Source organism: Ensifer sp. ENS06 (assembly GCF_014852205.1).
Taxonomy (GTDB): domain Bacteria; phylum Pseudomonadota; class Alphaproteobacteria; order Rhizobiales; family Rhizobiaceae; genus Ensifer; species Ensifer adhaerens.
Window position 1 is genome coordinate 619,428 of sequence record NZ_JACVBC010000001.1, and the last position, 25,888, is coordinate 645,315.

The window sequence follows — 25,888 nt, forward strand, 5'->3', positions numbered from 1 at the left end:
TGGCCATTCCAAGGCATGCCCCGTATCCGCAACGGCAAACTACGCTTCCGATACGTCGATCCACTCGGCGCCGGTCAGCTCGGCGATGCGGGTCGGGCTGATGTGCACAGCCGCATTGGTGGCACCGGCGGCCGGCACGACGATGTCGTAGGCCTTGAGCGACAGGTCGCAATAGATGCTGTGCGGCTTGGCGAGACCGAAGGGGCAGACGCCGCCGACCGGGTGGCCGGTCTCGGCTTCCACCTCGTCGAAACCAAGCATGCGCGCCTTTGTGCCGAAGCGGGCCTTGTACTTCTTGTTGTCGAGGCGGGCGTCGCCACGCGTGACGATCAGGATCACGTCGTCGCCGACGCGAAGCGCCAGCGTCTTGGCGATCTGGGCCGGCTCGACGCCGTGGCCCTCGGCCGCAAGAGCAACCGTGGCGGTGCTTTGTTGTAGCTCGATGACGTCGATATCTGGGGCGTGCTGGGAGAAGAAGTCTTTGACGGAGGTCAGGCTCATGGCGAACAGTTCACGTTATTGAAAAGGCAAGGGGCGGCCGCCGCGGCGCAAGGAGCGCTAGGGTCCTTCGTGCCGGGCGCGCAAATCTCTCAATCGTCGTTGGAAGCGTCAAGGTCTTCCGGGCGCAGACCTTCCTGCTGCGGTGGCAGGTAGCCGTGATTGGTGAACCAGTTTTCGAGGATCGCGATGATCGCCTGATCCCGTGTCTGCATTCCCGGGTGATCCGCAATGAACGACTTGAGCGCCGTTTCGATCTTGTCGGTGTAAAGAGCGTTCATGCTCGCCTCCGTCTGGCTATGTGCAATGTCCCGTCCAGCAGATCACAGTGCTACAGCCCCCTTCGCGCGTCCAGATGGAACGGCCGGGGATATTCCGGGCGCGAAGGGTACTGCCGCCGACGATGGGTCAGGCCTGTTTGACGATGCGGATCAGCACCAGAAGGATGACGGCACCGATCGTCGCGTGCAGGATCGCTGAAAGGATGCCGGTGCCGAGGCTGATGCCGATCGCCGGAAAGAGGAAGCCGGCGATGAAGGCGCCGATGATGCCGACGACCATATTGCCGATGAGGCCGAAACCGCCGCCCTTGACAATGAGGCCGGCGAGCCAGCCGGCGACCGCGCCGACGATCAGGAAGACGAGAATGCTTTCAATTCCCATGAACGGGTCCCTTTCCGTTGAATCTCCAAGGGAAAGATAGATCAGGAATTGAAATCAGATAGGGGGCAATTTCATCGCGCAGCGATTTTTTGAGCTGTCGAGCGTGGGATGCGGCGCCGGGCCTCAAATGGCAGCCCGGCGCGGCTCGTTTCAGTGTCAGACGATACCGCCCCCGCCGCCGGCAACGGCCGGGCGCTCAGCCGCGACTTTCGCGCGGTAACCGCTCTTGCGATAGGCCGCGACAGGTGCGATTGCACCGCCGCTTTCGAGACGCGCCATCGCGAGAATAGGCTCGACGTCGGTGCGGAAGGCTACCTTCAGCGTCTCGCTCGCCATCAGCGCGTCGTTGTCGTCCTGGTAGCCCGCGAGCGCCTGGCGGTCGACAATCAGCGCCTGGGCATAGGCGCGGCAGACCTCGGTGGCACTCGTCATCAGGCTTTCGATCGGGTCGGTGACGTTGTGGCTCTGGTCGAGCATGTGCGCCGGCTCGAACCCCTTGGCCTTGCGGGTCTCCGCATCGACGAGTTCGTTGAAGACGAGGAACAGCCGGTAGGGATCGATCGAACCGGTGTCGAGATCGTCGTCACCATACTTCGAATCGTTGAAGTGGAAGCCGCCGAGCTTGCCGAACTGGATGAGGCGGGCGACGATCATCTCGATGTTGACGTTCGGCGCATGGTGGCCAAGGTCGACGAGGCAGAAGGCCTTGGGGCCGAGCTCCTGGGCGATCAGGTAGTTGCTGCCCCAGTCCTGGACGACGGTCGAATAGAAGGCCGGCTCGAACATCTTGTGTTCGGTGTAAACGCGCCAGTCATCCGGCAGCGCCGCGTAGACCGATTTCATCGCGTCGAGATAACGCTCGAAAGCGCGGGTGAAGTTGCTCTGGCCGGGGAAGTTGGAGCCGTCGCCGACCCAGACCGTCAGCGCCTTGGACTCAAGCTGCCGGCCGATCTCGATGCATTCGAGATTGTGCTCCACCGCTTGGGCGCGCGTGGCGGCGTCGGCATGCGACAGCGAGCCGAACTTGTAGGAATGTTCCTGGCCCGGCGCGTCGGAGAAGGTGTTGGAGTTCATCGCATCGAAACCGAGGCCGAGCGACGTGCCCTTCTCCTTTAGTTCGGAAATGTCGCTCACCTTGTCCCACGGGATATGCAGCGAGACGGTCGGCGTCGCCCGGGTCAGCTGCTGGATGACCGCGCAATCCTCGAGCTTGTCGAAGATGTTGCGCGGTTCGCCCTTGCCGGGGAAGCGGGCAAAGCGCGTGCCGCCGGTGCCGACACCCCAGGAAGGGACGGCAACACCGTAGGCGGCGACCTTCCGCTTGATCTCGTCGATCGCGATGCCGCGCCGGCTGAGCCTTTCACCGAGGCTCTCATAATCCCGGCGAAGTGCGGTGAGCCGGCTTTCGTTCTCGGCCTCGACGGTCGCCTGGCTGATCATGGTGGTCGTCATGAAACTCTCCTCGATCAGCGGGTGAAGGACTGGGCATTGCCCGCGTCGACATTGATGATGTTGCCGGTCGATTTCGCCGACATGTCGGAGGCGAGGAAATAGATCGCCTCGGCGATATCCTCGGGGAAGACGCTGAGCTTCAGCATCGAGCGCTCGCGATAATGCGCCTCGAGGTCGTCCACATCCATCTTGTAGGCGGCGGCGCGCTGTTCCTTCCACTCGCCAGTCCAGATCTTCGAGCCGCGCAACACCGCGTCGGGGTTCACGACGTTGACGCGGATCTGCGCGCCAGCCCCTTCGAGCGCCAGGCAGCGGGCGAGGTGGATTTCGGCCGCCTTGGCGGTGCAATAGGCAGATGCGCCGGGGGAGGCGGCAAGGCCGTTCTTGGAGGCGACGAAGACGACGTTGCCGCCGGCCTTCTGCTGGCGGAAGATGCGGAAGGCTTCACGCGAGACGAGGAAGTAGCCGGTCGTCAGGATGTCGATGTTCTTGGTCCAGAGCGCCAGCGTCGTGTCTTCGATCGCGGCCGACGAGGCGAGGCCGGCATTGGAGACGAGAATGTCGAGGCCGCCGAAGGCAAGCAGCGCGTCGGCGAAACCGCCCTCGACCGCCGCTTCGCTGGTGACGTTCATGCTGACGGAGCGGACGAAATCCTTGCCGTAGCGCTTGGACAGTTCGCCTTCAGCCGCCGCAAGCGCGGTCTCATCGATATCGGCGAGCACGACGCAGGCGCCTTCCTGCATCAGCCGGTTGGCCGTCGCCTTGCCGATACCGCCGGCGCCGCCGGTAACGAGGGCGATGCGGCCGGCGAGGCTCTTCGGCTTCGGCATGCGCTGCAGCTTTGCTTCCTCCAGCAGCCAGTATTCGATGTCGAAGGCTTCCTGTTCCGGCAGGCCGACATAGGTGGAAACGCCGGAGGCGCCGCGCATGACGTTGATGGCGTTGACGTAGAACTCGCCGGAGATGCGGGCGGTCGCCTTGTCCTTGGCAAAGGTGATCATACCGACGCCGGGCACGAGATAGACGACCGCGTTCGGGTCGCGCATGGCGGGGCTGTCTTCGTGCTTGCAGCGCTCGTAGTAGGCCGCATAGTCGGCGCGATAGGCGGCGATCGCTTCGGGCAGCGCTGCCAGCGTCTTGTCGACATCGGGACTGGCCGGATCGAAATCGACCACCAGCGGCCGGATCTTGGTGCGCAGGAAATGGTCGGGGCAGCTGGTGCCAAGAGCGGCCAGCGGCTTCAGATCCTTCGACGTGACGAAATCGAGCACGGCCTGGCTGTCGTCGAAATGGCCGACCTTCTTCTCGTCGGCGCTGATCAGCCCGCGGATGACCGGCATCAGCTTGCGGGCGACGTCGGCGCGGGCGGCCGCGTCGAGCGCCGGCTTCACCGCGCCGCCAAAAGCAGGCTTGGTGTTCTCGGCCTCGAACCAGGCGATCGCCTTGTTAATGATCTCGACCGTCGTCTCGTAGGCTTCTTTGGCCGTGTCGCCCCAGGTGAAGAGGCCATGGCTTTCAAGCACCACACCGCGTGCGCGCGGGTTTTCCAGGCAGAACTTTTCCAGCCACAGGCCGAGCTCGTAGCCCGGGCGCTTCCACGGCAGCCAGCCGATGTCGTCGCCGAAGATCTTTGCCGTCAGCTCGCGGCTGTTCTTGGCCGCGGCAATCGCGATGATTGCGTCGGGATGCATGTGGTCGACATGCTTCTTCGGCACGTAGGCATGCAGCGGCGTGTCGATCGAGGCGGCGCGTGGATTGAGGTTGAAAGTGCAGTGCGGCAGGTAGCCGACCATCTCGTCTTCGAACGCGACACCGCGATAAATCGACTTCAGCGCGTTGAGCTTTTCCATGTAGAGAGTGGCAAAACCGTCGAGCTTGATCGTTCCGACGTCGCCGCCCGAACCCTTGACCCAGAGCACCTCGACCGAGCCGCCCCCAAGCGGATCCTTCTCCATCACCTTGGCCGAGGTGTTACCGCCGCCGTAGTTGGTGATGCGCTTGTCGGAGCCGAGCAGGTTGGAGCGATAGAGCAGGCGCTCGGATTCGCTCATGCCGGCAGCCTTTGCCTCGTCCCAAAGGTTTGCAAGTCGCGCACCCTGCTGCTTGTCGAGCATCTCGAATTTCCTCCCGGTCTGATATCGCGCGGCTTGGCGACCGCGCAGAGATGTGGTTGGCATCAGATCACAGGACTTGAGCGTTAAAGTCAATCAAAAACGATCAAGTTCGCGCATATTGCGCTGCACAATGAAAAAATATGATTGTTTGTGATTGACAATGGTCGATCGTGATGGAAGCATGAACGCCATCGGAGGAACGCATGCACGAGAAAGAAAGACACCGGATCATTCAGTCGGCGGTTCAGGAAAAACCCGTCGTCACCGTCCAGGAACTGGTCGATCTGACCGACAGTTCCGAGGCGACGATCCGGCGCGATATTGCAGCCCTCCACGTGCAGAAGAAGCTGCGACGGGTGCGCGGCGGCGCCGAGGCGATCAATCCGCCGCAATTCGTCGGCCTTGCCGGTCGTCCGTTCAAGGTCAACGAGGGCCTGCACGCCCGCGAAAAGCAGGCGATCGCCAAGGAGGCGGTGGCGCTCTGCGAGGATGGCGAGCCGATCATCATCAATGGCGGGACCACGACCTTTCAGATGGTGCATTTCCTCAGCAATCGGCGAATGCAGGTTTTCACCAATTCCTTCCCGATCGCCGAGCATCTTTTGAAGCATTCGAAGAACACGGTGATGCTGTCGGGCGGCACGATCTACCGCGAGCAGAACATTATCCTCAGCCCCTTCGACAATGACGTGACGCGCAATTTCTATGCGCGCCGCATGTTCATGGGGGCGCAGGGCTTAGGCCCGCTCGGCCTGATGGAGGCAGATCCGCTGTTGATCCAGGCGGAGCAGAAACTGATCGACCAGGCCGACGAACTCGTCGTGCTGGTGGACTCCTCGAAGTTTCACAAGCGGTCGAGCCTCATCCTTTGCGGGCTGAAGCGGATCGCCACTGTCATTACGGATTCGGGCATCGAGGACAGGCATGCCGCGATGCTTGAAAATGCCGGTGTGCGGCTGGTCGTTGCCAGCTCGAGAGCCGGCACAGATGCGGAGAACATGTCCTCGTCCGCCTGAGGCGTGGGCGAGGAGAGGGGAAGGTGACGCTCACGGCCGGAGGGGCCGGGGCATCGCCAATGGAGGAAATCGCGCCGGCGACGCTTGTCGCGTGCCGGTCATTGGGAGGAAATGAGCATGAAGATCCTGAAGTCACTGATGGTTACGGCCGCCGTTTCGCTGGCGCTGATGGCCAATGCCGCGCATGCGGAAAACAAGAAGATCGCGCTCGTGGTCAAGGCGCTCGGCATCGGCTTCTTCGAAGCCGCCAACAAGGGCGCGCAGGAAGCCGCCAAGGAGCTCGGCGACGTCGAGGTGATCTATACCGGCCCGACGACGACGACCGCCGAAGGCCAGATCGAGGTGATCAACTCGTTGATCGCCCAGAAGGTTGACGCCATCGCCGTTTCCGCCAACGACACCGACGCCCTCGTTCCGGCGCTGAAGAAGGCGATGGATCGCGGCATCAAGGTCATCTCCTGGGACTCAGGCGTCGCCAAGGATGGCCGCCTGATGCACCTGAACCCATCGTCGAGCCCGCTGATCGGCAACATGATCATCAAGCTCGCCGCCGACAACCTGCCTGAGGGCGGCGATGTCGCGGTGCTTTCAGCAACGGCGACCTCGACCAACCAGAACACCTGGATCGCCGAGATGAAGAAGGTCCAGGGCAACTACAAGGGCATCAATGTCGTCGCGACCGTTTATGGTGACGACCTCGCCGACAAGTCCTACCGCGAAACGCAGGGCCTTATTCAGTCCTATCCGAACCTGAAGGCGATCATCGCGCCGACCTCGGTCGGTATCGTTGCCGCCGCCCAGGCCGTCACCGACGCCGGCAAGATCGGCCAGATCAACGTCACAGGTCTCGGCCTTCCCTCGGAAATGGCCGGCCACGTGAAGTCGGGCGCCTCCAAGTCTTTCGCGATCTGGAACCCGATCGACCTCGGCTACTCCGCAACGATGGTCGCCTACGACCTGATCAACGGTGCCGAAGCCAAGCCGGGTGCTGAACTGAAGATGGGCCGCATGGGTGCCGTCAAGCTCGACGACAACAACGAAGGCGCGATGGCCGACCCGTTCGTCTACGATGCCAAGAATGTCGAGGAATTCGCCAAGATCTTCTGATCCGGCGAAAGCCCCTCATCCGCCTGCCGCCACCTTCTCCCCGTTTGCGGGGAGAAGGGACAAGCGGCAACGGTTTGCCCCCCCTTCCCGACGAGGAGGGAAGAGAGCGGCATGCCGGTGCCTTCTCACCGCATGCGGGGAGAAGGTTAGGGTGAGGGGCAACCCGCGCGGGCGGATACGAGGGCATACGAGGCCCGAACGACTTCGCGTTATCGAAACGACTGAATGGTGGACTGTCTCTTGCTGCAGGATACGCTCACATCGCGGATGAAGCCCGCCATTGCGCTCGAAGGGATCTCGAAGTCCTTTCCCGGGGTGAAGGCGCTCTCTGATGTTTCGCTGGCGCTCTATCCGGGGTCGGTGACCGCGCTGATCGGCGAAAACGGCGCCGGGAAATCGACGCTGGTGAAGATCCTGACCGGCATCTACCAACCGGACGAGGGCACGATCTCCGTCGGTGATCAGGAGGTTCATTTCCCGACGGCGCTGGCGGCCGCACGCGCCGGCGTCACCGCGATCCATCAGGAAACCGTGCTCTTCGATGAGCTCTCGGTCGCCGAGAACATTTTCCTCGGCCACGCCCCGCGCAATCGCTTCGGGCTGATCGACTGGAAGAAGCTCAATGCCGATGCGCGTGCCTTGCTTTCGCGCGCCGGTGCCGATCTCGATCCGACCATCCGCCTGCGCGATCTCGGTATCGCCAAGAAACATCTGGTCGCGATCGCCCGCGCGCTGTCGATCGATGCGCAGGTGGTGATCATGGACGAGCCCACGGCCGCCTTGTCGCACAAGGAAATCCACGAACTCTATGCCCTCGTCGAACGGCTGAAGGCAGACGGCAAGGCGATCCTGTTCATCAGCCACAAGTTCGATGAAATCTTCCGCATCGCCGACCGCTACACGGTGTTTCGCGACGGAACGATGGTCGACGAAGGGCTGATCGCCGATGTCAGCCAGGACGAACTGGTGCGCCTCATGGTTGGCCGCGCTGTCGGTTCGGTTTACCCGAAGAAGGATGTGGCGATCGGCGAACCGGTGCTCACGGTCTCCGGCTACCGCCACCCGACCGAGTTCGAGGACATCAACTTCGAGCTTCGCCGCGGCGAGATCCTCGGCTTCTACGGCCTGGTCGGCGCCGGCCGTTCCGAGTTCATGCAGTCGCTGATCGGCGTCACCCGGCCATCGGCCGGTGCTGTCCGGCTCGATGGCGAGGTGCTGGTGATCCGCAGCCCGTCCGAAGCGATCCGGGCTGGCATCGTCTATGTGCCCGAAGAGCGCGGCCGCCAGGGTGCGATCATTGGCCTGCCGATCTTTCAGAACGTCACGCTGCCGTCGTTGTCGCGCACCTCGCGCTCGGGCTTCCTGAAGCTTGCCAACGAGTTCGCGCTTGCCCGCGAATATACCACGCGCCTCGACCTGCGCGCCGCCTCGCTCGATCAGGATGTCGGCACGCTTTCGGGCGGCAACCAGCAGAAGGTCGTGATCGCCAAGTGGCTGGCGACGAAGCCGAAGGTGATCATTCTCGACGAGCCGACCAAAGGCATCGACATCGGCTCCAAGGCCGCCGTGCACGCCTTCATGAGCGAGTTGGCGGCACAGGGCCTGAGCGTCATCATGGTCTCCTCGGAAATCCCGGAGATCATGGGCATGTCCGACCGCGTCATCGTGATGCGCGAGGGGCGGATCGCCGGGCGCTTCGAGCGCGCCGAACTGACGGCGGAAAAGCTGGTGCGTGCCGCCGCCGGCATTCAGGAGGCCGCGTGATGGCAAACATCCTCAGGAATCGCGAACTGCTGCTGGTCGGTGCGATCGCCGTGCTGCTGGCGCTGATCACCTGGCGTTTCCCGCCCTTCGTCGCGCCCGCGAACCTCGGGCGCGTCTACAACGACACGTCGATCCTGATCATTCTGGCGCTTGGCCAGATGGCGGTGATCCTGACGCGCTGCATCGATCTTTCGATGGCCGCCAACCTTGCGCTCTCGGGCATGGTGGCGGCGATGCTGAACGCCGCCTTTCCGGGCCTGCCGATCCCACTGATCATCCTTGCGGCAGTTGCGCTCGGCACTTTGCTCGGCATGATCAACGGCGCGCTCGTCTGGAAGCTCGACATTCCGCCGATCGTCGTAACCCTCGGCACGCTCACAATCTATCGCGGCCTGATCTTTCTCTTGAGCGGCGGCAAGTGGATCAATGCCCACCAGATGAGCGACGCCTTCAAGGCATTGCCGCGCGACGAGCTCTTTGGTTTTCCGGTTCTCTCCTGGCTCTCGCTGGTGATGATCGCGCTCGTTTTCCTGCTGATGAGCCGCACGGCGCTCGGACGCGCCTTTTATGCGGTCGGCGGCAATCCGCACGCGGCGGTCTATACCGGCATCGACGTCGGCCGCACCCGCTTCTCGGCCTATTGCCTATCCGGCGCGCTTGCCGGGCTCTCGGGTTATCTTTGGGTGTCGCGTTATGCCGTCGCCTATGTCGACATCGCCGCCGGCTTCGAACTCGACATCATCGCGGCCTGCGTCATCGGCGGCATATCGATCGCCGGCGGCATCGGCACGGTAGCAGGCGCGGTGCTCGGTGCGCTGTTCCTTGGCGTGATCAAGAACGCCTTGCCGGTCATCAATATCTCGCCCTTCGCCCAATTGGCGATTTCGGGCATGGTCATCATTGTCGCTGTTGCCGTCAACGCTCGCGCCGAGCGGCGCAAGGGCCGCGTCATCTTGAGAAAGGCGGAGGCTGTCTGATGGCCGAGACCCACCTTACCCCACGACATATCCCCGATCGGCTGGAAGGCCGCGGCGCGCGCCTGCTGAAGAGCTGGGAAAGCCTGCTGCTTGTCGTCGCCTGCCTCATCTTTCTCGGCAACTCGCTGGCCTCGCCCTACTTCCTCGACCCGTGGAACCTCTCGGACGCGACCTTCAACTTCACCGAAAAGGCGATGATTGCCTTCGCCATGGCGCTGGTGATCATTTCCGGCGAGATCGATCTGTCGGTGGCCTCGATCATCGCGCTCGCCTCGACGGCGATGGGCTATGCCGTGCAACTTGGCTTCGACACGCCGGCGCTGGTGGTGATCGGTCTCTCTGTCGGGCTTCTTTGCGGTGCGATCAACGGCCTCTTGATCACCGGTCTCGGGTTGCCCTCGATCGTGGTGACCATCGGCACCATGAGCCTCTTCCGCGGTCTCTCCTTCATCATCCTCGGCGACCAGGCTTTCACCGGTTATCCCGACAGCTTCTCGTGGTTCGGCCAAGGCTATGTCTGGTGGGTGTTCTCCTTCGAGTTCACGCTCTTCGTTTCCCTCGCGGTCGTCTACGGCGTCGTCTTGCACAAGACCAATTTCGGCCGCGCGGTCTATGCCATCGGCAACAATCAGACGGCGGCGCTCTTCTCCGGCATCCGCGTTGCGCGCATCAAATTCATCCTCTTCCTCCTGACCGGGTTGATGGCCGGGCTTGCCTCGATCTGCCTGACCTCGCGCCTCGGCTCGACGCGCCCGTCGATCGCGCTCGGCTGGGAGCTGGAGGTGGTAACGATGGTGGTACTCGGCGGCGTCAACATTCTCGGTGGCTCCGGCACCATCCCGGGCGTCGTGCTGGCCGCCCTGATCATGGGTATGGTGACCTTCGGTTTCGGCCTGCTCAACGTGCCGGGCATCGTCATGTCGATCTTCATCGGCCTGCTGCTGATCTCGGTGATCGCGCTACCCATTCTCTGGCGGCGCGCCCGTCAGCGTCTCGCACATTGAGGATCCGATGGAAAAATACGCGTTCCGTATGCGCCTGAACCCAGGCATGGCCGCCGAATACAGGGCGCGGCACGATGCCATCTGGCCGGAACTGGCCACCCTGCTGAAGGAGGCCGGCGTCTCCGACTACTCCATCCATCTGGACGAGGAGACCAGTCTGCTTTTCGGTGTGCTCTGGCGGACCGACGATCACCGCATGGCCGACCTGCCGTCCCATCCCATCATGCAGAAATGGTGGGCCTATATGGCAGATATCATGGAAACCCATGGCGATAACGAACCGGTGGCGGTGCCGCTGACGACCGTTTTCCATTTGGACTGATAAGATGCGGGTTGTTGGCGTTATCGATATCGGCAAGACCAATGCCAAGGTCGCAGCCGTTGATCTCGACCGTTTCGAGGAGATCGCCGTCCGCAAGACGGCGAATGCGGTGCTGATTGATGGTCCTTATCCGCATTTCGATGTCGAGCGTCTCTGGGCCTTCCTGCTCGAAAGCCTCGCGTCACTCCATGCCGAACACGTCTTCGAGGCGATCTCGATCACCACCCACGGCGCGACCGCCGTCGTGCTCGACGCATCAGGCAACCTGGCGCTTCCGGTGTTGGACTATGAGCACGCCGGTCCCGACAGCCTCGCCGCCGAGTATGATAATGTCAGGCCGCCCTTTTCCGAGACCGGCTCCGCGCGCCTGCCGATGGGCCTCAATGTCGGCGCCCAGCTCTATTGGCAGCAGAAGACCTTTCCCGACGACTTCGCCAGGGTCGCCTCGGTCCTGACCTATGCGCAATATTGGACCTATCGACTGACAGGTACGCTCTGTAACGAGCTGACCTCGCTCGGCTGCCACACGGATCTCTGGAACCCACGGGCAGGGACATTCTCGTCTCTTGTCGAAAGCCAGGGCTGGACGCCCCTCTTCGCACCGGTGTTGAAGGCGAGCGATATTGCCGGAACGCTACTGCCAGAGCTTTGTTCGGCAACGGGCATTGCATCAGGGACCCCCGTCTATTGCGGCATTCACGATTCCAACGCCTCGCTGCTGCCGCATCTCCTGACACGTACCTCGCCCTTCTCGGTGATCTCAACCGGCACCTGGGTGGTGATGCTTGCGGTCGGTGCCGAGGCGAAGGTGCTCGATGAACACCGCGACACGCTGATCAACGTCAACGCGCTTGGCGATCCCGTACCCTCCGCCCGCTTCATGGGCGGCCGCGCCTTCCAGCTTCTGTTGGGGGAGGGGGCGCCCCCTGTGTCGCCGCGAACGGAAGAGGCCGTGGCCGGGGCCGGCCACATGCTGCTGCCGTCCATTCCCGAGGGATCCGGTCCCTTTCCGGCCGCAAAAGCGATCTGGACGACGGACGAACGGGAGCTTGGCCCCGCCGAACGCTTTGTCGTCGTCTCGTTCCATCTGGCGCTGATGACAGCCACCTGTCTCGACCTGATCGGCGCGCGCGGCGATATCGTCGTCGAAGGGCCCTTTGCTTCCAACAGGACCTATCTGCGCATGCTCGCCGCAGCGACGGGCCGGCCGGTCTTTGCCGATCCCCACAATATCACGGGTACGAGCCTCGGTGCTGCGTGTCTGGTTAAGGGATCCGCGGTCAGGACCGGGGTCGAGCCGCTTGCGGGCGAGATCGCGGAGAGCCTCACCGCCTATGCGCAGGCATGGCAAAAGGCGACGCAGGACCATGTGTGCAAAGAAAAGCGGCCGTAGAACATCCGTCCCCGGCCGCAGAGATGCCTGGTTGTGTCAGTAAGAGACGGGCTAACGCCCGATCAAAACACAGAGCTGCGCTTTGCCGACCGGTTGTGCTCGATGTTGAGCACGATCGATACTGCCATCATTGTCAGGATTGCTGTGAGTGCGGCGCCAATGCCAAGAACAATCATTGTTCGTTTCCTGTAAGCGCATCGTCATGATGTCGCTTTGCGTGATGCGAAGGTTTCTTCGCGCATGCAGCGCCCACTTCACTTTCGCTTCGATACGCGAGCGCAAGTCGAAGTACAATTCTAAACTCTTGTGATTGAGAACCTGTTGGTTTCAGGCGTGTTTATTACAGTTTTGTTGCAGCGCAAAAACGGCGCGTGAAAACACCCTGTGAATTTTAGTGATTCCGATTAGAGGCGAGGGACCGTTAACCTTCAAGCAAGGAATTAACCATAAACATGGTCCCACACGTCGGAATGGGATAATTCACAAGTCTCCTCAAGGCATGATGCCGCCCCGCCGTACCGGTTCCGGTCCGGTATCCATTCTTCACCGAATTTACTTGCGGGATGAACGACAGCAGACGCTTTTCGGCGGAGGCTGATCTCATCGATGTGGCGTGCACGTCCGGTGGACCGTGGCTCTCCCTGATGCTCCCCAGGCAAGTTCCGAACGTGCAGCACCGGGGATCAGCGTTGAGGCAGGAAGCATCGTCAGAACAGGCAAAAAAGGGCCAGGCAGGCAGCCTGCTGGAGCGCCTGCGCTTTGCCGGGCTCGACGACGAGAGCTGCAACCGCGTCCGCGATCACAGGCAAAAGCTTTCTCCCCGGATTGATCAGGCGCTTCGCGACCTCTTCCAGCGCCTCCAGACCTATCCGGACGCCGCCCGCCATTTCGACAGCGACCGCCAGATCGACCGCCTTCAGGATCTTCAGTCGTCGCACTGGAACGTGCTGACCGACGCACGCTTTGACGGGCTTTATGCCGAGCGCATCAAGGTGCTCGCAGACACCGCAAGCCGCATGGGCCTCGACCCGCGCTGGCAGATGGCAAGCCATGCCGTCGTGCTCGAACATCTCATCGTCGGACTGATCGAAGACGCCTGGCCGCGATCCTTCCTGCCGATGGGCAAGGCGCGCCGCCGCGAACTTTGCGAGCTCGTCGCCGCTCTGGTGCGCACGACCTTCGTCGACAGCGAGATCGGCGTTTCGCTCCGCTTCAACGCCCTCCGCCAACAGCACCAGCGGCAGCTCGCCGAGCAGCGCAGCGCCGACGAGCTGGAGGTCAAGGCGCTCTTCGGCGACTTTGCCGAAGGCGTGAGCCAGGGTGATCTCGGCGCGCGGTTGCCGGAAACGGCGGTCGAAGCCTATCAGCCCATCGTGGCGAGCCTGAACGCGGCACTCGAACAGATCCAGCAAAGTCTTCAGGCCTCCGATCAGCGCAGCCAGGCTGCCGGGGTACTGGTCGACCGCATGCGCGACGGCGCGACAGCCTTCACGGACAAGGCGAGCGCTGAAGCCGACGCGCTTTCCGGGCAGCTTGCCGTGCTCTCCGGCATGGCCGGACGCATGGCGACCGGTTCGGGCCGGATCAGCGCCACGGAAACGAAGGCCAACGAGACCCGCATTGCCGTCGAGCGCAGCGGCGAGATCGCCGGCCAGGCGATTTCCGCCATGGCCGACATCGAGGCGTCGGCCGAAAAGATCGGCCAGATCATCGGCGTCATCGACGAGATCGCCTTCCAGACCAATCTTTTGGCGCTCAACGCCGGCATCGAAGCGGCGCGCGCCGGCGACAGCGGTCGCGGTTTTGCCGTCGTCGCCCAGGAAGTGCGTGCGCTGGCACAGCGCTCCGGCGAAGCGGCGCGCGAAATCAAGCAGCTCGTTTCCGGCACCAAGGCGCAGGTCGAGACCGGCGTCGAGATTGTCGGCCGCACCCAGGACGCGATCAGCAGCATCGTCGAGCAGGTCACGTCGATCAATTCCGCCGTCTCCGGCATCGCCCGCGAGGCGGAGCAGCAGGTCGGCGACCTCCGCGGCGTCGCGACCGAGATCGGCACGATCTCCAGGGGTGTCGAGGCAAGTGCCGCGCTGGCCGGCGAAACCGTCCGTTCGTCGGACGATCTTCATACGGTCATCGTCGAGCTCGGCGAGACCATCCGCCAGTTCCGCCTGGAGCGTCGCCATCCGGCCGCATCGGCGCGTGCCGGCCGCGAGCCCTTCCGTCACACATCCGCCGTCGTTGCCGAAGAGCCGGCCGCACCGTTGTTTGACGACGGGCTGCAGCGGCAGCTCGCCGGTTGGCAGCGCTGATATCAAGGGCAGTAGAGAGTTAGCAGTCGAGGAAGACAGAAATGGCCAGCAAGAAGACCGCCCAGAAGACGCTTAGCCTCGCTCCGGTTCTGGACCTGAATGAGGCAACGGCACTGCACGAGAAGCTGCTCGCGCTCAAGGGCAGCGATATCGTGATCGACGCTTCCGCGGTCGAGCGGGTCGGGACGCTTTGTGTCCAGGTGCTGATGGCCGGCGCCAAGACCTGGAAAGAGGAACATTTGTCTTTCACCTTCAGCAAGGTGTCGGACGCTTTCGAGAAAACGACACAGCTCATCGGGGTCGAGATCGACCACCTGATGGCAAAGGAGATTTGAGAAAATGAAGAAGCGAGTTCTGACGGTCGACGACTCCCGGACGATCCGAAACATGCTGCTGGTTACGCTGAACAATGCCGGTTTCGAAACGATTCAGGCCGAAGACGGCGTCGAGGGCCTTGAGGTCCTGGAAGAAGCCAATCCGGACGTGATCGTCACCGACATCAACATGCCGCGTCTCGACGGCTTCGGCTTCATCGAAGGCGTGCGCAAGAACGATCGCTACCGCGCCATTCCGATCCTGGTACTGACCACCGAAAGCGACGCGGAGAAGAAGAACCGCGCGCGTCAGGCGGGTGCAACCGGCTGGATCGTCAAGCCGTTCGACCCGACCAAACTCATCGATGCAATCGAGCGCGTAACGGCCTGAAGTCCGGGGATAGCCTCCAATGGATATGAACGAAATCAAAGAGATCTTCTTCCAGGAATGCGAGGAACAACTCGCCGAACTGGAATCGGGTCTGCTGAAGCTCAATGATGGCGACCGCGACCCGGAAACGGTCAATGCCGTTTTCCGTGCGGTGCACTCCATCAAGGGTGGCGCCGGCGCCTTCGGGCTGGACGACCTCGTCTCCTTCGCGCACGTGTTCGAGACGACCCTTGATTGCGTTCGTTCCAATAGGCTCGATCCCGGACCGGAAGTTCTGAAGGTGATGCTGAAGTCGGCCGACGTACTCGCCGACCTCACCAACGCTGCGCGCGATGGCGGCAGCGTCGACGAGGCGCGCAGCCGCCAGCTGATCAAGGAACTCGAGGCGCTCGCAAACGGCGAAGTTCCACAGGCGTCGGCAGCGCCGGCCGAACCGGTTGCCAAGCCCGTCGCTGCCGTGGCTCCGCCGCCGGTCAACGACGAAGGCTTCCAGCCGGTCGCCTTCTCCTTCGATGACTTCGACGCGGCTGAAGAGCCGCCGCTGATGGAAAAGCCCACATATGAGATCGTCTTCAAGCCGAAGTCCGATCTCTACGCCAAGGGCAACGAGGCAACGCTGCTTCTGCGCGACCTCTCGCGCCTTGGCGAGATGAGCATCCATTGCGACATGGGCGCACTGCCGACGCTCGATCGGCTGAGCCCGGAGAGCGCCTATTTCTTCTGGAAGATCTCGCTCAAGACCGACAAGGGCGAGGACGCGATCCGTACGGTTTTCGAATTCGCCGAGTGGGATTGCGACCTGGAGATTTCGCTGGTCGAAGACGAGGCGACGCAGTCGGGCGAAGAGCTGCCGATGCAGCCCGTTCCCTTCGACCTGTCGATCCTTGACGACGAACCGGCGGTATCGGTCGGTGTCGTCGAGGAAGAAGAACAGCTTGCCTCCCAGCAGCAGGATCGCGACGCCGCGGTTTCAGCCGCCGGCACGGCCAGCAACGTGCTGCAGATGGCGCAGTCCGCCGCCCGCGCACCGGCTGAGAAGGCAGCTCCCGCGGCCAGCGCCGCCGCCCAGAGCGCTGCCGCCCAGCAGGCCGCCGCGTCGGCTGCAACGCCGACCATTCGCGTCGATCTCGATCGCGTCGACCGCCTGATCAACCTTGTCGGCGAACTCGTGATCAACCAGGCGATGCTCTCGCAGAGCGTCGTCGAGAACGACACCAACGGCACGTCCTCGATCAACATGGGCCTCGAAGAGCTGCAGCAGCTCACCCGCGAGATCCAGGATTCGGTGATGGCGATCCGCGCCCAGCCGGTGAAGCCTGTCTTCCAGCGCATGTCGCGTATCGTTCGCGAAATCGCCGACATGACCGGCAAGTCGGTCCGCCTGATCACCGAAGGCGAGAACACCGAAGTCGACAAGACCGTCATCGACAAGCTCGCCGAGCCGCTGACCCATATGATCCGCAACGCGGTCGACCACGGCCTCGAAACGCCGGAGAAGCGCCTTGCCGCCGGCAAGAGCGCCGAAGGCACTGTGCGCCTGACGGCGAAGCACCGTTCCGGCCGCATCGTCATCGAGCTTGCTGACGACGGTGCCGGCATCAACCGTGAGAAGGTGCGCCAGAAGGCGATCGACAACGACCTGATTGCCGCTGACGCCAACCTCTCGGACGAAGAGATCGACAACCTGATCTTCCACGCCGGCTTCTCGACGGCCGACAAGATCTCTGACATCTCCGGCCGCGGCGTCGGCATGGACGTGGTCAAGCGCTCGATCCAGGCGCTCGGCGGCCGCATCAACATCTCCTCGAAGCCGGGCCACGGCTCGGTCTTCACCATGAGCCTGCCGCTGACGCTCGCCGTGCTCGACGGCATGGTGGTCACCGTCGCCAACCAGACACTGGTGGTGCCGCTGACGGCAATCGTCGAAACGCTGCAGCCGGAAGCCGCAGCGATCCATTCCTTCGGTTCCAACCAGCGGCTGATCTCGATCCGCAACTCCTTCTGCCCGCTCGTCGACGTCGGCCGGATCCTGAATTTCCGTGCCATCCAGGCGAACCCGGTCGAAGGCGTCGCCCTGCTCGTCGAATCGGAAGGTGGCGGCCAGCGCGCCCTGATGGTCGATGCGATCCAGGGCCAGCGCCAGGTGGTGATCAAGAGCCTCGAGGCCAACTACACCCACGTGCCGGGCATCGCCGCGGCGACCATTCTCGGCGACGGCCGCGTGGCGCTCATCCTCGATGTCGACGCGATCGTCGCCGCCTCGCGCGGGCATTCGCTGAAACCTGAAATGTCACTGGCTGCAGTCGGATAATGACAATGACCTATGCCGCAAAAAATCTGACCACGGACGGACGGGAGCTGATCGCTTTCCGCGTCGGCGATCAGGAATTCTGCGTAAACATCATGCAGGTGCGCGAGATCCGTGGCTGGACGCCTGCGACATCCATGCCGCATGCGCCATCCTATGTGCTCGGTGTCATCAACCTTCGCGGTGCGGTGTTGCCCATCGTCGATCTCTCGGCCCGGCTCGGCATGACACCGGCCGACCCGACCGTGCGTCACGTCATCATCGTCGCGCAGGTCAAGAGCCAGGTCGTCGGCCTTCTGGTCGACGCCGTCTCCGACATCCTGACGATTACAGACGACAAGATCCAGCCGACGCCGGATGTCATCTCGTCGGAGTTCGAAAAGAGCTTCGCGCGCGGTGTGCTTGCGATCGAAGGCCGGATGATCTGTCTCATTGAACTCGAAGCGATCTTCCCGCAGGAAGAAAGGGAAGCCGCATGAGAAGTCAGCCCATCGCTGAACAGAAACTGTCGCCGGACGAGTGCCTGGCGAGCGGCGAGTATCCGTTGACCCGCCGCGATCTTACCGAGATCGCTGCGATGATCTATGCGGATGCCGGCATCTATCTCAACGAGACCAAGGCGTCGCTTGTTTATTCGCGGCTGTCGAAGCATATCCGCAATCTCGGGCTCAAGGGCTTCCGCGAATATTGCCAGCTGGTCGCTTCGCCCGCCGGTGCGGCTGCGCGGCGCGACATGCTTTCGCATCTGACCACCAACTTCACGCGGTTCTTCCGCGAGAACCATCACTTCGAGCACCTGAAGACCGACGTGCTGCCGGAGCTCATCGCGCGCGCTAAGGCCGGCGGCCGGGTGCGCATCTGGTCGGCCGCCTGCTCGGACGGCCAGGAGCCCTATTCGATTGCGCTGACGGTTCTGTCGCTGCTGCCGAATGCGGCCGACTACGACTTCCGGATCCTGGCAACCGACATCGACCCGAAGATCCTGGCGCTCGCCCGCGCCGGTGCCTACGACGCAACCGCGCTCGAAACCGTCAATCCGGCCATGCGCAAGCAATATTTCTCCGAGGTCAACAGCGGCGGCCGCTTCAAGTGGCAGGTCGACGATCGGGTCAAGCGGCTGATCACCTTCAACGAACTGAACCTGATGGCGCAATGGCCGTTCAAGGGGCCGTTCGACGTTATCTTCTGCCGCAACGTCGTCATCTATTTCGACGAGCCGACGCAGATGAAGATCTGGTCGCGCTTCGCCGGCATGCTGAACACCGACGGTCACCTTTATATCGGCCATTCCGAACGGGTGTCCGGTGACGCGAAGGCGCACTTCGACAACATCGGCATCACCACCTACCGCCACACCGGCAAATTTCATGGAGGACGGGCATGACCACTCCCGCTCGCGTTCTCGTCGTTGACGACTCCGCCACAATGCGTGGCCTGATTACGGCCGTGCTCAACGCGGATCCAGACGTGACCGTCGTCGGCCAGGCGGCCGACGCCATGGAAGCGCGCCAGGCGATCAAGCAACTCGATCCCGATGTCGTCACCCTCGACATCGAAATGCCGAACATGAACGGCCTCGAATTCCTCGACAAGATCATGCGGTTGCGGCCGATGCCGGTCATCATGGTCTCGACGCTTACCCACAAGGGCGCTGAAGCCACGATCGCAGCACTCGAGATCGGCGCCTTCGATTGTGTCGGCAAGCCGCATCCGGGCGATCCCCATCCCTTTGCCGGCCTCGTCGACAAGGTAAAGGCGGCCGCTCGCTCGCAGCGCAAGTTCATCATCACCGGCAATAAGGTCGCGGCGCCGGCTCCGGCCAATGCGAATACGGCGTCCGAGTACCGGGCCGGCCGCAAGATCATCGCCATCGGCGCCTCGACAGGCGGCGTTGAAGCCTTGATCACGCTGCTGCAGAAGTTCCCAGCCAATTGCCCGCCGACGGTCATCACGCAGCACATGCCGCACACCTTCACCAAGAGCTTCGCGGAGCGGCTGAACCGTCTCTGCGCGCCGGCGGTGCAGGAGGCGACGGACGGCGCGCGGCTCGAAATCGGCAAGGTCTACCTGGCGCCCGGTGGCGAGCGCCATCTGCAGGTCGCCAACCCGACGGCACCCTGCTGCCGCCTGGTGGACCGCGACCCGGTCAACGGGCATCGGCCTTCGGTCGACGTGCTGTTCGATTCGGTCGCCGAGCTTGCCGGACGCAATGCGATCGGTGTCATTCTGACCGGCATGGGGCGCGACGGCGCCTCCGGTCTCCTGAAAATGCGGCATGCCGGAGCAAAGACCTTCGGCCAGAACGAAAAGACATGTGTCGTCTACGGCATGCCGAGAGTCGCCTATGAATTGGGCGCCGTTGAAACCCAGCTCCCCCTCGGATCCATCGGGGAGGAGGTCCTGAAAGCAGCGGCGCTCCGCAAGGAAGGAAGCGAATAATGTCCATCGCCGAAAAAATCAAAGTTCTGATCGTCGACGATCAGGTGACGAGCCGCCTGCTCCTGGGTGACGCCCTGCAGCAGCTCGGCTTCAAGCAGATCACCGCCGCCGGTGACGGGGAGCAGGGCATGAAGATCATGGCTCAGAACCCGCACCACCTCGTGATCTCCGACTTCAACATGCCGAAGATGGACGGGCTCGGCCTGCTGCAGGCGGTCCGTTCGAACCCGGCGACCAAGAAGGCGGCCTTCATCATCCTGACGGCCCAGGGCGACCGTGCCCTGGTTCAGAAGGCAGCGGCCCTCGGTGCCAACAACGTTCTGGCCAAGCCCTTCACCATCGAAAAGATGAAGGCTGCGATCGAAGCCGTATTCGGGGCGCTCAAATGAACATGGAAGCCGCCGGCAAGCGCGTGCATGTCATCCAGGGTGAGTACAAGGTCTTCAACGATCCGAACATCGTGCTGTCGACCATTCTCGGTTCCTGTGTGGCAGCCTGCATGCGCGATCCCGTGGCCGGCGTCGGTGGCATGAATCACTTCCTGCTGCCAGGTTCCGCGACGTCGCCCATGTCCGGCGGCGACGCGACCCGCTACGGGGTCCACCTCATGGAATTGCTCATCAACGGTCTCCTGAAACAGGGCGCCCGGCGAGATCGTCTCGAAGCCAAGATCTTCGGCGGCGCCAAGACGATCGCGCGGTTTTCCAATGTCGGCGAACAGAACGCCGCCTTCGCGCGCCAGTTCCTGCTCGACGAGGGCATACGCATCGTCGGCGAGAGCACGGGCGGCGAGCACGGCCGCAAGCTCGAATACTGGCCGTCGTCTGGCCGCGCCCGGCAATACGCCCTGACCGGCGTCGAGACGCAGCGCACGGTGCAACTGGAGGAACGCCCGATCGTCGCGCCGAAGCCGGCCGAAAGCTCCATCGAATTCTTCTGATGCTGCGAGGCAGACGCCTTGCAGGCCTGAAATACGACTTCTACCGCAGCCCCGAGCCACGTGAGACATACACATGCAGACCGACTACCTGGGCCACATGCCGCACGTGGAAGAAGCGCTCCCCGAAGTGCTGATGCGCATCGTCACCGAATTGCATGACGTCGCCTATCTGATCGAGCGGATCGAGCCGCAACTGGCCGGTGACCACGGCGCCGATGCGCTTGCCAATCCCGACAAGATGATGGTGCTGCAGGGCATCGACCTTGCCGTGCAGAAGACCCGCGGGCTGGCCGAGTTCATCGACACGATTACCGCATCGATCCCGGACGCCTGGATGGTCGACGTCACCACGGCCGTCAATCTGGTAAAGCTTGCCGATATGAAAAAGGCACTTGGCAACGGCATGTTGCGCCACGGCCACTCCCAACCGCTGACGAAGGCGGCCGGTGATTTCGAAGCGTTCTGACGCTCCCAGAGAGCCTCGCAGGACGCGGGTTCAAGAAACATCCATTTAAAATCAATGACTTGCTGTGCAGAATTCTGACGCGGCCGCGACTTTGCGCGCAGGTTTGGCTGCGTCCGACGGTCCATTTCGCCCCAGTGCATAAGTTTTGCGGCGGCGCCTCCGCCGCTTCGGTCGGGCGCATCAAGCCAAGTTCGCGCAAGTTTCGTTTCCTACGGTCCGGATCGGGACTGGTGGATTCGCGCGCATTGGAAGTCGATACTCGGCATGTCGATACCCAGAAAACCCGAATGTTGGAACTGCGCAGGGCGCTCGGCCGATGATCGGCCCGTTGACCTTGCGATACTGGGTGCGGAAACAGAATGAGTCTGTTGGATCAACTCTCGACGTTCACGAAGAACCTGAGCAGTCTCGGGCAAGGCAAGCTGATCGCGTTGGCGGCGGCTGGCATTGTCGCGGTCGGCATGGTGCTCGGGGCTGGAATTTACGTCAACAGACCCTCGTTCGAGACGCTCTATGTCGGGCTCGAACGCAGCGATGTCACTCAGATCAGCATCGCGCTGGCCGAGGCCAACATCGACTTCAATGTCGGGGCTGACGGCGCCAGTCTGCAGGTTCCCGTTGGCATGACCAGCAAGGCGCGCCTGCTGCTCGCCGAGCGTGGCCTGCCGAGCAGCGCCAATGCCGGTTATGAACTCTTCGACAATGTCGGCTCGCTCGGCCTCACCTCCTTCATGCAGGAAGTGACCCGCGTGCGTGCCCTCGAAGGCGAAATCGGCCGCACCATCCAGCAGATTTCCGGTATCGCCGCCGCCCGCGTCCACATCGTGATGCCGGAGCGCGGCAGCTTCCGCAAGGCAGACCAGAACCCCACCGCCTCGGTCATGATTCGCGCCAGCGCCACGGTCGGCCGCAGCGCCGCCGCTTCGATCCGTCATCTCGTCGCCTCGTCCGTACCGGGGCTCGACGTCGATGACGTGACCGTGCTCGATTCGACCGGCCAGCTTCTCGCATCGGGCGACGATCCGGCCAACAGCGCCCTCAACCAGTCGCTCGGCGTCGTCCAGAACGTCCAGACCGAGCTTGAGAAGAAGATCGACAACGCGCTCGCTCCGTTCCTCGGCATGGACAACTTCCGTTCGAGCGTCACGGCACGTCTGAACACCGACACGCAGCAGATCCAGGAAACGGTGTTCGATCCGGAATCGCGGGTCGAACGCTCTACCCGCGTGACCAAGGAAGAGCAGAAGTCCAGCCAACAGCAACCGGACAATGCAGCGACGGTGCAGCAGAACATTCCTCAGGCCGCCCCGAAGGGCGGTGCCGGCCCGCAGTCGAGCGACCAGGCCGAGAAGAAGGAAGAGCAGACCAACTACGAGATCAACAGCAAGACGATCGCCACCGTCAAGAACAGCTATACGGTCGAGCGGCTCTCCGTTGCCGTCGTCGTCAACCGCGGCCGCCTGGCAGCGATGGTCGGCGAACCGGCCGATCAGGCCAAGATCGACGCCTATCTCGCTGACATGCAGAAGATCGTCGCTTCGGCTGCCGGCCTCGATACCAACCGCGGCGACGTCGTGACCCTGACCGCCATGGACTTCGTCGAGACGCAGCTGCTCGACCAGGCGGTGGCCGGTCCCGGTGTGATGGAGACGCTCACTCGCAATCTCGGCGGTATCATCAACGCGCTCGCCTTCATCGTCGTCGCCTTCCTGGTGGTCTGGATGGGCATGCGGCCCCTGGCACGCCAGCTCGGTCTCGGTGGCGGTGCCGGTCAGATCCAGGGCGAAGCAGCCGGCCTCGAACTGCCCGACTTCTCTCCGGCCAATGCCGGTGCCGGTGGCGCGCTCATGGACGGCTTCGGCTCGGACTTCGGCTTCGACAGCACCGACGACCTGCTCAGCATGGGCGACGACAGCGGCGGCTTCAACCGCCGCGTCAAGGAAGGGCCGGAACGGCGCCTGGCCCGCATGGTCGAGATCAGCGAAGAGCGCGCGGCGAAGATCCTGCGCAAGTGGGCTCTCGACAAGGCGGCCTGACACTCAGAAAACAGCTTTGGAATTTCTTGCAAATCCCGCCCTCGTGGCGGGATTTTTCTTGTCCCCGCTGCCTGTGATCGCGCTTGCGGTGGATTTCGATGTTGGGAGCAAATATTGCGGGAGTCCGGCCGCCGGTTTTCATCTGGCTTCAAAATTGCTTCAAGTTTCGAAGGGAGCTCGCGTGAGTCCCGGTGGAATCCCGGATGGTAATGTTTTAACGATATCTTAATTTATAGATTCCGCGCGCCCGCATGACGTGCATTGTGCTGTGTCATCTACTATGACGGTTTCGAGCAATACAGAGTTCAATCGAAATATATCTTTGTTATAGCCGAAATTAATTCTATGGATTTCACAATTTATATATCGGTAAAATGAGCGTTGTCTGAAAATGGGCTGGTGCATTTGAGCAACAGCTATGAAAACAAAGTATAATATCGTGCGAATTCGAAATTCTCTGAACGCGCAGAACCGTCCTTTTTTGGGATGAAATTCCGGTGCTTTCCACTTGCAACGCTGCATCGGATCCCGCCTGAGGCGGGGAAATTGTGGATTTTCAGGAGAAAAATCTCTGCTTTTCAATGTGTTGCGATGCCGCGCCGGTTCTGGCAGTGGCGCAGGGGCGTTGGCAGGGGTGACTGATCACGAATCGCGACATGCCAGCGGCACGAAGTAAATAGCCAGAAGAGGGCGATGTTTTTTTTCTCGCGTCGATGTACATTTTTAGCAGTTGATTCGTGTCCTGATCTGCGACTGGTGGTGATATTCGGCTTCGGCCGGCTGTTGGCGGCGGCAGCGCAAATGCAGTTCCGGGATGTGGATCCGGCACAGGGGCTGAACTCATGGACATTTCGCAAGCAGACATTGCTGTCTGGCCTTTGCCGACGGCACCGACACGCGCACGCGGCGGCGGGTTTTCGCGCGAGCAGCTTTTGCGACGACTGGGCGAAGTCGCCGGGCGCGGTGCTCTCGGAAGCGGCCTTTCGGCGCTGACGGAATATGTCGGCGCAAGCCATTATCTGTTGGCGCGCTATGATCTGTCACAGGACAGCGGTCTCGACCATGTGGTCTGCTCGGACTGGCCTTTCGACGTCGTCCGGCGGCTTTCCGGCGTGATCACCGCGCTTCATGCCAAGACCACCGAACTGGAAAAGTGCCTCGCAGTGTTGCAGCCGTGTTTTCATGCGCTGCCAGACAATACCGAGCTTCCGCGCGGCATCAGCCGCGAATATTGCGCGATCACCTTCAATGTCGGGCGCCTGCGTTTCTCCCTGATGCTCCTGGTCCCGGAAGACGTGATCCTGTCGCAGGAGAGCCTGCGTGACGTGACGTTGCTGGCGGGCTATCTGGCAAGCTTCACCACGCGCGCCGAAGTCCGCCATGACCGCGATTTCGAGCTTACGGAGCGCGAACTCGAGTGCCTGTTCTGGATTGCCGAAGGCAAGACGAGCGAAGAGATCGCAGTGATCCTCGGCATTTCGCGCAACACCATCAACAACTACATCACCAGCGTCATGCGCAAGACTGCGACCAGGACGCGGTCGGAAGCGATTGCCTACGCGGTGCGCAACAATCTTGTGTAAGGGACGGGCGCGATGACGCATTTTCTTGGCGGCGGGCGGATCGAGGACGAGCAGAAGCTCGCGAGGAACGGCAACCGCGCCGCGCGAGCGGCCACCTTGGTCACGCGCCTGCAAGCCATGCAGCGTCAGATCAACGCCAAGCACTTTGCAGTCCTGCGGCTCAACGGCAAGGGAACCGGCAGCACCCGAAAGCTCACCTGCGTCCTCGACAACTGGGGCGTCGCTGCCGAAGCGAACGCCCATGATCTCGTCAATGCCTATGGCGAAGAACTCGTCGCTCATCTCGACCAGTCGCTGCTGCCGGTCCTTTGGGACGGCGCCGGCGAACACCAAGCGGCAGAGCTTTCCGAGCTGGCGCCTTTCGCGCATCGCCTGAAGGGCCGCAAGCTTCCCTATTCCGGCATCGCCTTTCCCGTCAGGCTCGGCGCCCAGGGCAACGGCTATGTCGTCTTCGCAGGCAGCTATGTGGATGCCTCCACCGAGCAGGTGGTCGATCTGCACGGCCGCAGCTGCATGATCATGACCGATCTGCTGGCGGCCGACGAGAAGCGTGTCGCACCGGCGGAAACCTTGAGCGACCGCGAGATCGCCTGCCTGCAGATGGCGGGCGACGGTCACATCAGCGAAGAGATCGCCGAGCGCATGGGACTTTCGGTCCACACGGTCAACGCCTATCTGGGCGCGGCGACGACGAAGCTCGATTCGGTCAACCGCATCCAGGCGATCGCCAAGGCAATCCGCCTCGGCTACATCAGCTGACTCTGAACTAGACGGATCGCTCCGGCCTTTTGAGCA

Annotated in this window: 25 protein-coding genes; 20 read left to right on the forward strand and 5 right to left on the reverse strand. The window is 62.4% G+C overall.

Annotated elements, in window-relative coordinates; genetic code table 11:
* Window positions 1-39: 39 nt before the first annotated feature.
* The 5 genes from IB279_RS03125 to IB279_RS03145 all read right to left on the reverse strand — a co-directional run bounded on the left by IB279_RS03125 (window position 40) and on the right by IB279_RS03145 (window position 4,727).
* Window positions 40-501, reverse strand: a complete 462-nt coding sequence (locus IB279_RS03125) for a YbaK/EbsC family protein (RefSeq protein ID WP_034796972.1) — start codon at window positions 499-501, stop codon at window positions 40-42.
* Window positions 502-590: 89 nt separating this feature from the next.
* Window positions 591-779 carry a hypothetical protein gene (locus tag IB279_RS03130; protein ID WP_034796970.1) on the reverse strand — a complete coding sequence of 63 codons (189 nt, stop codon included), beginning with the start codon at window positions 777-779 and terminating at the stop codon, window positions 591-593.
* Between the two features lie 127 nt (window positions 780-906).
* Window positions 907-1,161, reverse strand: coding sequence for a GlsB/YeaQ/YmgE family stress response membrane protein (locus IB279_RS03135; protein ID WP_034796969.1), 255 nt, complete (start codon window positions 1,159-1,161; stop codon window positions 907-909).
* Window positions 1,162-1,317: 156 nt separating this feature from the next.
* On the reverse strand, window positions 1,318-2,613 hold the full coding sequence (rhaI, locus tag IB279_RS03140; RefSeq protein ID WP_113187620.1) for an L-rhamnose catabolism isomerase: 1,296 nt from the start codon (window positions 2,611-2,613) through the stop codon (window positions 1,318-1,320).
* Between the two features lie 14 nt (window positions 2,614-2,627).
* Entirely contained in the window at window positions 2,628-4,727 is a 2,100-nt protein-coding gene (locus IB279_RS03145; protein WP_192339086.1) for a bifunctional rhamnulose-1-phosphate aldolase/short-chain dehydrogenase, read from the reverse strand.
* A 203-nt stretch (window positions 4,728-4,930) separates the two neighbouring features.
* Here IB279_RS03145 and IB279_RS03150 point away from each other — a divergent pair, with 203 nt between their 5' ends.
* From IB279_RS03150 to visR, 20 genes are all read left to right on the forward strand, one after another.
* Window positions 4,931-5,743, forward strand: coding sequence for a DeoR/GlpR family DNA-binding transcription regulator (locus IB279_RS03150; RefSeq protein ID WP_034796966.1), 813 nt, complete (start codon window positions 4,931-4,933; stop codon window positions 5,741-5,743).
* Window positions 5,744-5,860: 117 nt separating this feature from the next.
* Window positions 5,861-6,850 (forward strand): rhamnose ABC transporter substrate-binding protein, encoded by a 990-nt coding sequence (rhaS, locus tag IB279_RS03155; RefSeq protein WP_060522260.1) that lies wholly within the window; start codon window positions 5,861-5,863, stop codon window positions 6,848-6,850.
* Between the two features lie 267 nt (window positions 6,851-7,117).
* A complete protein-coding gene (locus IB279_RS03160) occupies window positions 7,118-8,614 on the forward strand; it encodes a sugar ABC transporter ATP-binding protein (protein ID WP_060522259.1) in 1,497 nt (498 codons plus the stop codon).
* On the forward strand, window positions 8,611-9,591 hold the full coding sequence (locus IB279_RS03165) for an ABC transporter permease (RefSeq protein ID WP_089043323.1): 981 nt from the start codon (window positions 8,611-8,613) through the stop codon (window positions 9,589-9,591). Before IB279_RS03160 ends, IB279_RS03165 begins: the two co-directional genes overlap by 4 nt.
* Window positions 9,591-10,595, forward strand: coding sequence for an ABC transporter permease (locus IB279_RS03170; protein WP_060522257.1), 1,005 nt, complete (start codon window positions 9,591-9,593; stop codon window positions 10,593-10,595). Before IB279_RS03165 ends, IB279_RS03170 begins: the two co-directional genes overlap by 1 nt.
* A 7-nt stretch (window positions 10,596-10,602) precedes the next feature.
* Entirely contained in the window at window positions 10,603-10,917 is a 315-nt protein-coding gene (gene rhaM, locus IB279_RS03175; RefSeq protein WP_034796960.1) for an L-rhamnose mutarotase, read from the forward strand.
* A gap of 4 nt (window positions 10,918-10,921) precedes the next feature.
* Window positions 10,922-12,310 (forward strand): FGGY-family carbohydrate kinase, encoded by a 1,389-nt coding sequence (locus tag IB279_RS03180; RefSeq protein ID WP_113187617.1) that lies wholly within the window; start codon window positions 10,922-10,924, stop codon window positions 12,308-12,310.
* Window positions 12,311-12,999: 689 nt separating this feature from the next.
* A complete protein-coding gene (locus IB279_RS03185) occupies window positions 13,000-14,616 on the forward strand; it encodes a globin-coupled sensor protein (protein ID WP_113187616.1) in 1,617 nt (538 codons plus the stop codon).
* Between the two features lie 41 nt (window positions 14,617-14,657).
* The gene (locus IB279_RS03190; protein ID WP_113187615.1) at window positions 14,658-14,951 is read left to right on the forward strand and encodes an STAS domain-containing protein; all 294 of its coding nucleotides are present in this window, start codon (window positions 14,658-14,660) and stop codon (window positions 14,949-14,951) included.
* A gap of 4 nt (window positions 14,952-14,955) precedes the next feature.
* Complete coding sequence (locus IB279_RS03195) at window positions 14,956-15,321, forward strand: response regulator (RefSeq protein ID WP_025425897.1); 366 nt, start codon at window positions 14,956-14,958, stop codon at window positions 15,319-15,321.
* A 19-nt stretch (window positions 15,322-15,340) separates the two neighbouring features.
* On the forward strand, window positions 15,341-17,632 hold the full coding sequence (locus IB279_RS03200; protein ID WP_113187614.1) for a chemotaxis protein CheA: 2,292 nt from the start codon (window positions 15,341-15,343) through the stop codon (window positions 17,630-17,632).
* A 5-nt stretch (window positions 17,633-17,637) separates the two neighbouring features.
* Complete coding sequence (locus tag IB279_RS03205) at window positions 17,638-18,108, forward strand: chemotaxis protein CheW (RefSeq protein ID WP_034796948.1); 471 nt, start codon at window positions 17,638-17,640, stop codon at window positions 18,106-18,108.
* The gene (locus tag IB279_RS03210) at window positions 18,105-19,013 is read left to right on the forward strand and encodes a protein-glutamate O-methyltransferase (RefSeq protein ID WP_060581896.1); all 909 of its coding nucleotides are present in this window, start codon (window positions 18,105-18,107) and stop codon (window positions 19,011-19,013) included. The genes IB279_RS03205 and IB279_RS03210 overlap by 4 nt, the downstream gene beginning before the upstream one ends.
* Window positions 19,010-20,068, forward strand: a complete 1,059-nt coding sequence (locus IB279_RS03215; RefSeq protein ID WP_192339088.1) for a chemotaxis response regulator protein-glutamate methylesterase — start codon at window positions 19,010-19,012, stop codon at window positions 20,066-20,068. The genes IB279_RS03210 and IB279_RS03215 overlap by 4 nt, the downstream gene beginning before the upstream one ends.
* Complete coding sequence (locus tag IB279_RS03220; RefSeq protein WP_025425902.1) at window positions 20,068-20,457, forward strand: response regulator; 390 nt, start codon at window positions 20,068-20,070, stop codon at window positions 20,455-20,457. The genes IB279_RS03215 and IB279_RS03220 overlap by 1 nt, the downstream gene beginning before the upstream one ends.
* Window positions 20,454-21,008: a chemoreceptor glutamine deamidase CheD gene (cheD, locus tag IB279_RS03225; RefSeq protein ID WP_034796938.1), complete on the forward strand. Its 555-nt coding sequence runs from the start codon at window positions 20,454-20,456 to the stop codon at window positions 21,006-21,008. The genes IB279_RS03220 and cheD overlap by 4 nt, the downstream gene beginning before the upstream one ends.
* Before the next feature lie 73 nt (window positions 21,009-21,081).
* Window positions 21,082-21,474, forward strand: coding sequence for a hypothetical protein (locus IB279_RS03230; protein ID WP_034796935.1), 393 nt, complete (start codon window positions 21,082-21,084; stop codon window positions 21,472-21,474).
* 359 nt (window positions 21,475-21,833) lie between these two features.
* Window positions 21,834-23,510 (forward strand): flagellar basal-body MS-ring/collar protein FliF, encoded by a 1,677-nt coding sequence (fliF, locus tag IB279_RS03235; RefSeq protein WP_034796933.1) that lies wholly within the window; start codon window positions 21,834-21,836, stop codon window positions 23,508-23,510.
* An 842-nt stretch (window positions 23,511-24,352) separates the two neighbouring features.
* On the forward strand, window positions 24,353-25,093 hold the full coding sequence (gene visN / locus IB279_RS03240; RefSeq protein ID WP_034796931.1) for a transcriptional regulator VisN: 741 nt from the start codon (window positions 24,353-24,355) through the stop codon (window positions 25,091-25,093).
* Window positions 25,094-25,105: 12 nt separating this feature from the next.
* Window positions 25,106-25,852: a transcriptional regulator VisR gene (gene visR, locus IB279_RS03245; RefSeq protein WP_060607043.1), complete on the forward strand. Its 747-nt coding sequence runs from the start codon at window positions 25,106-25,108 to the stop codon at window positions 25,850-25,852.
* The last annotated feature ends 36 nt before the right edge of the window (window positions 25,853-25,888 follow it).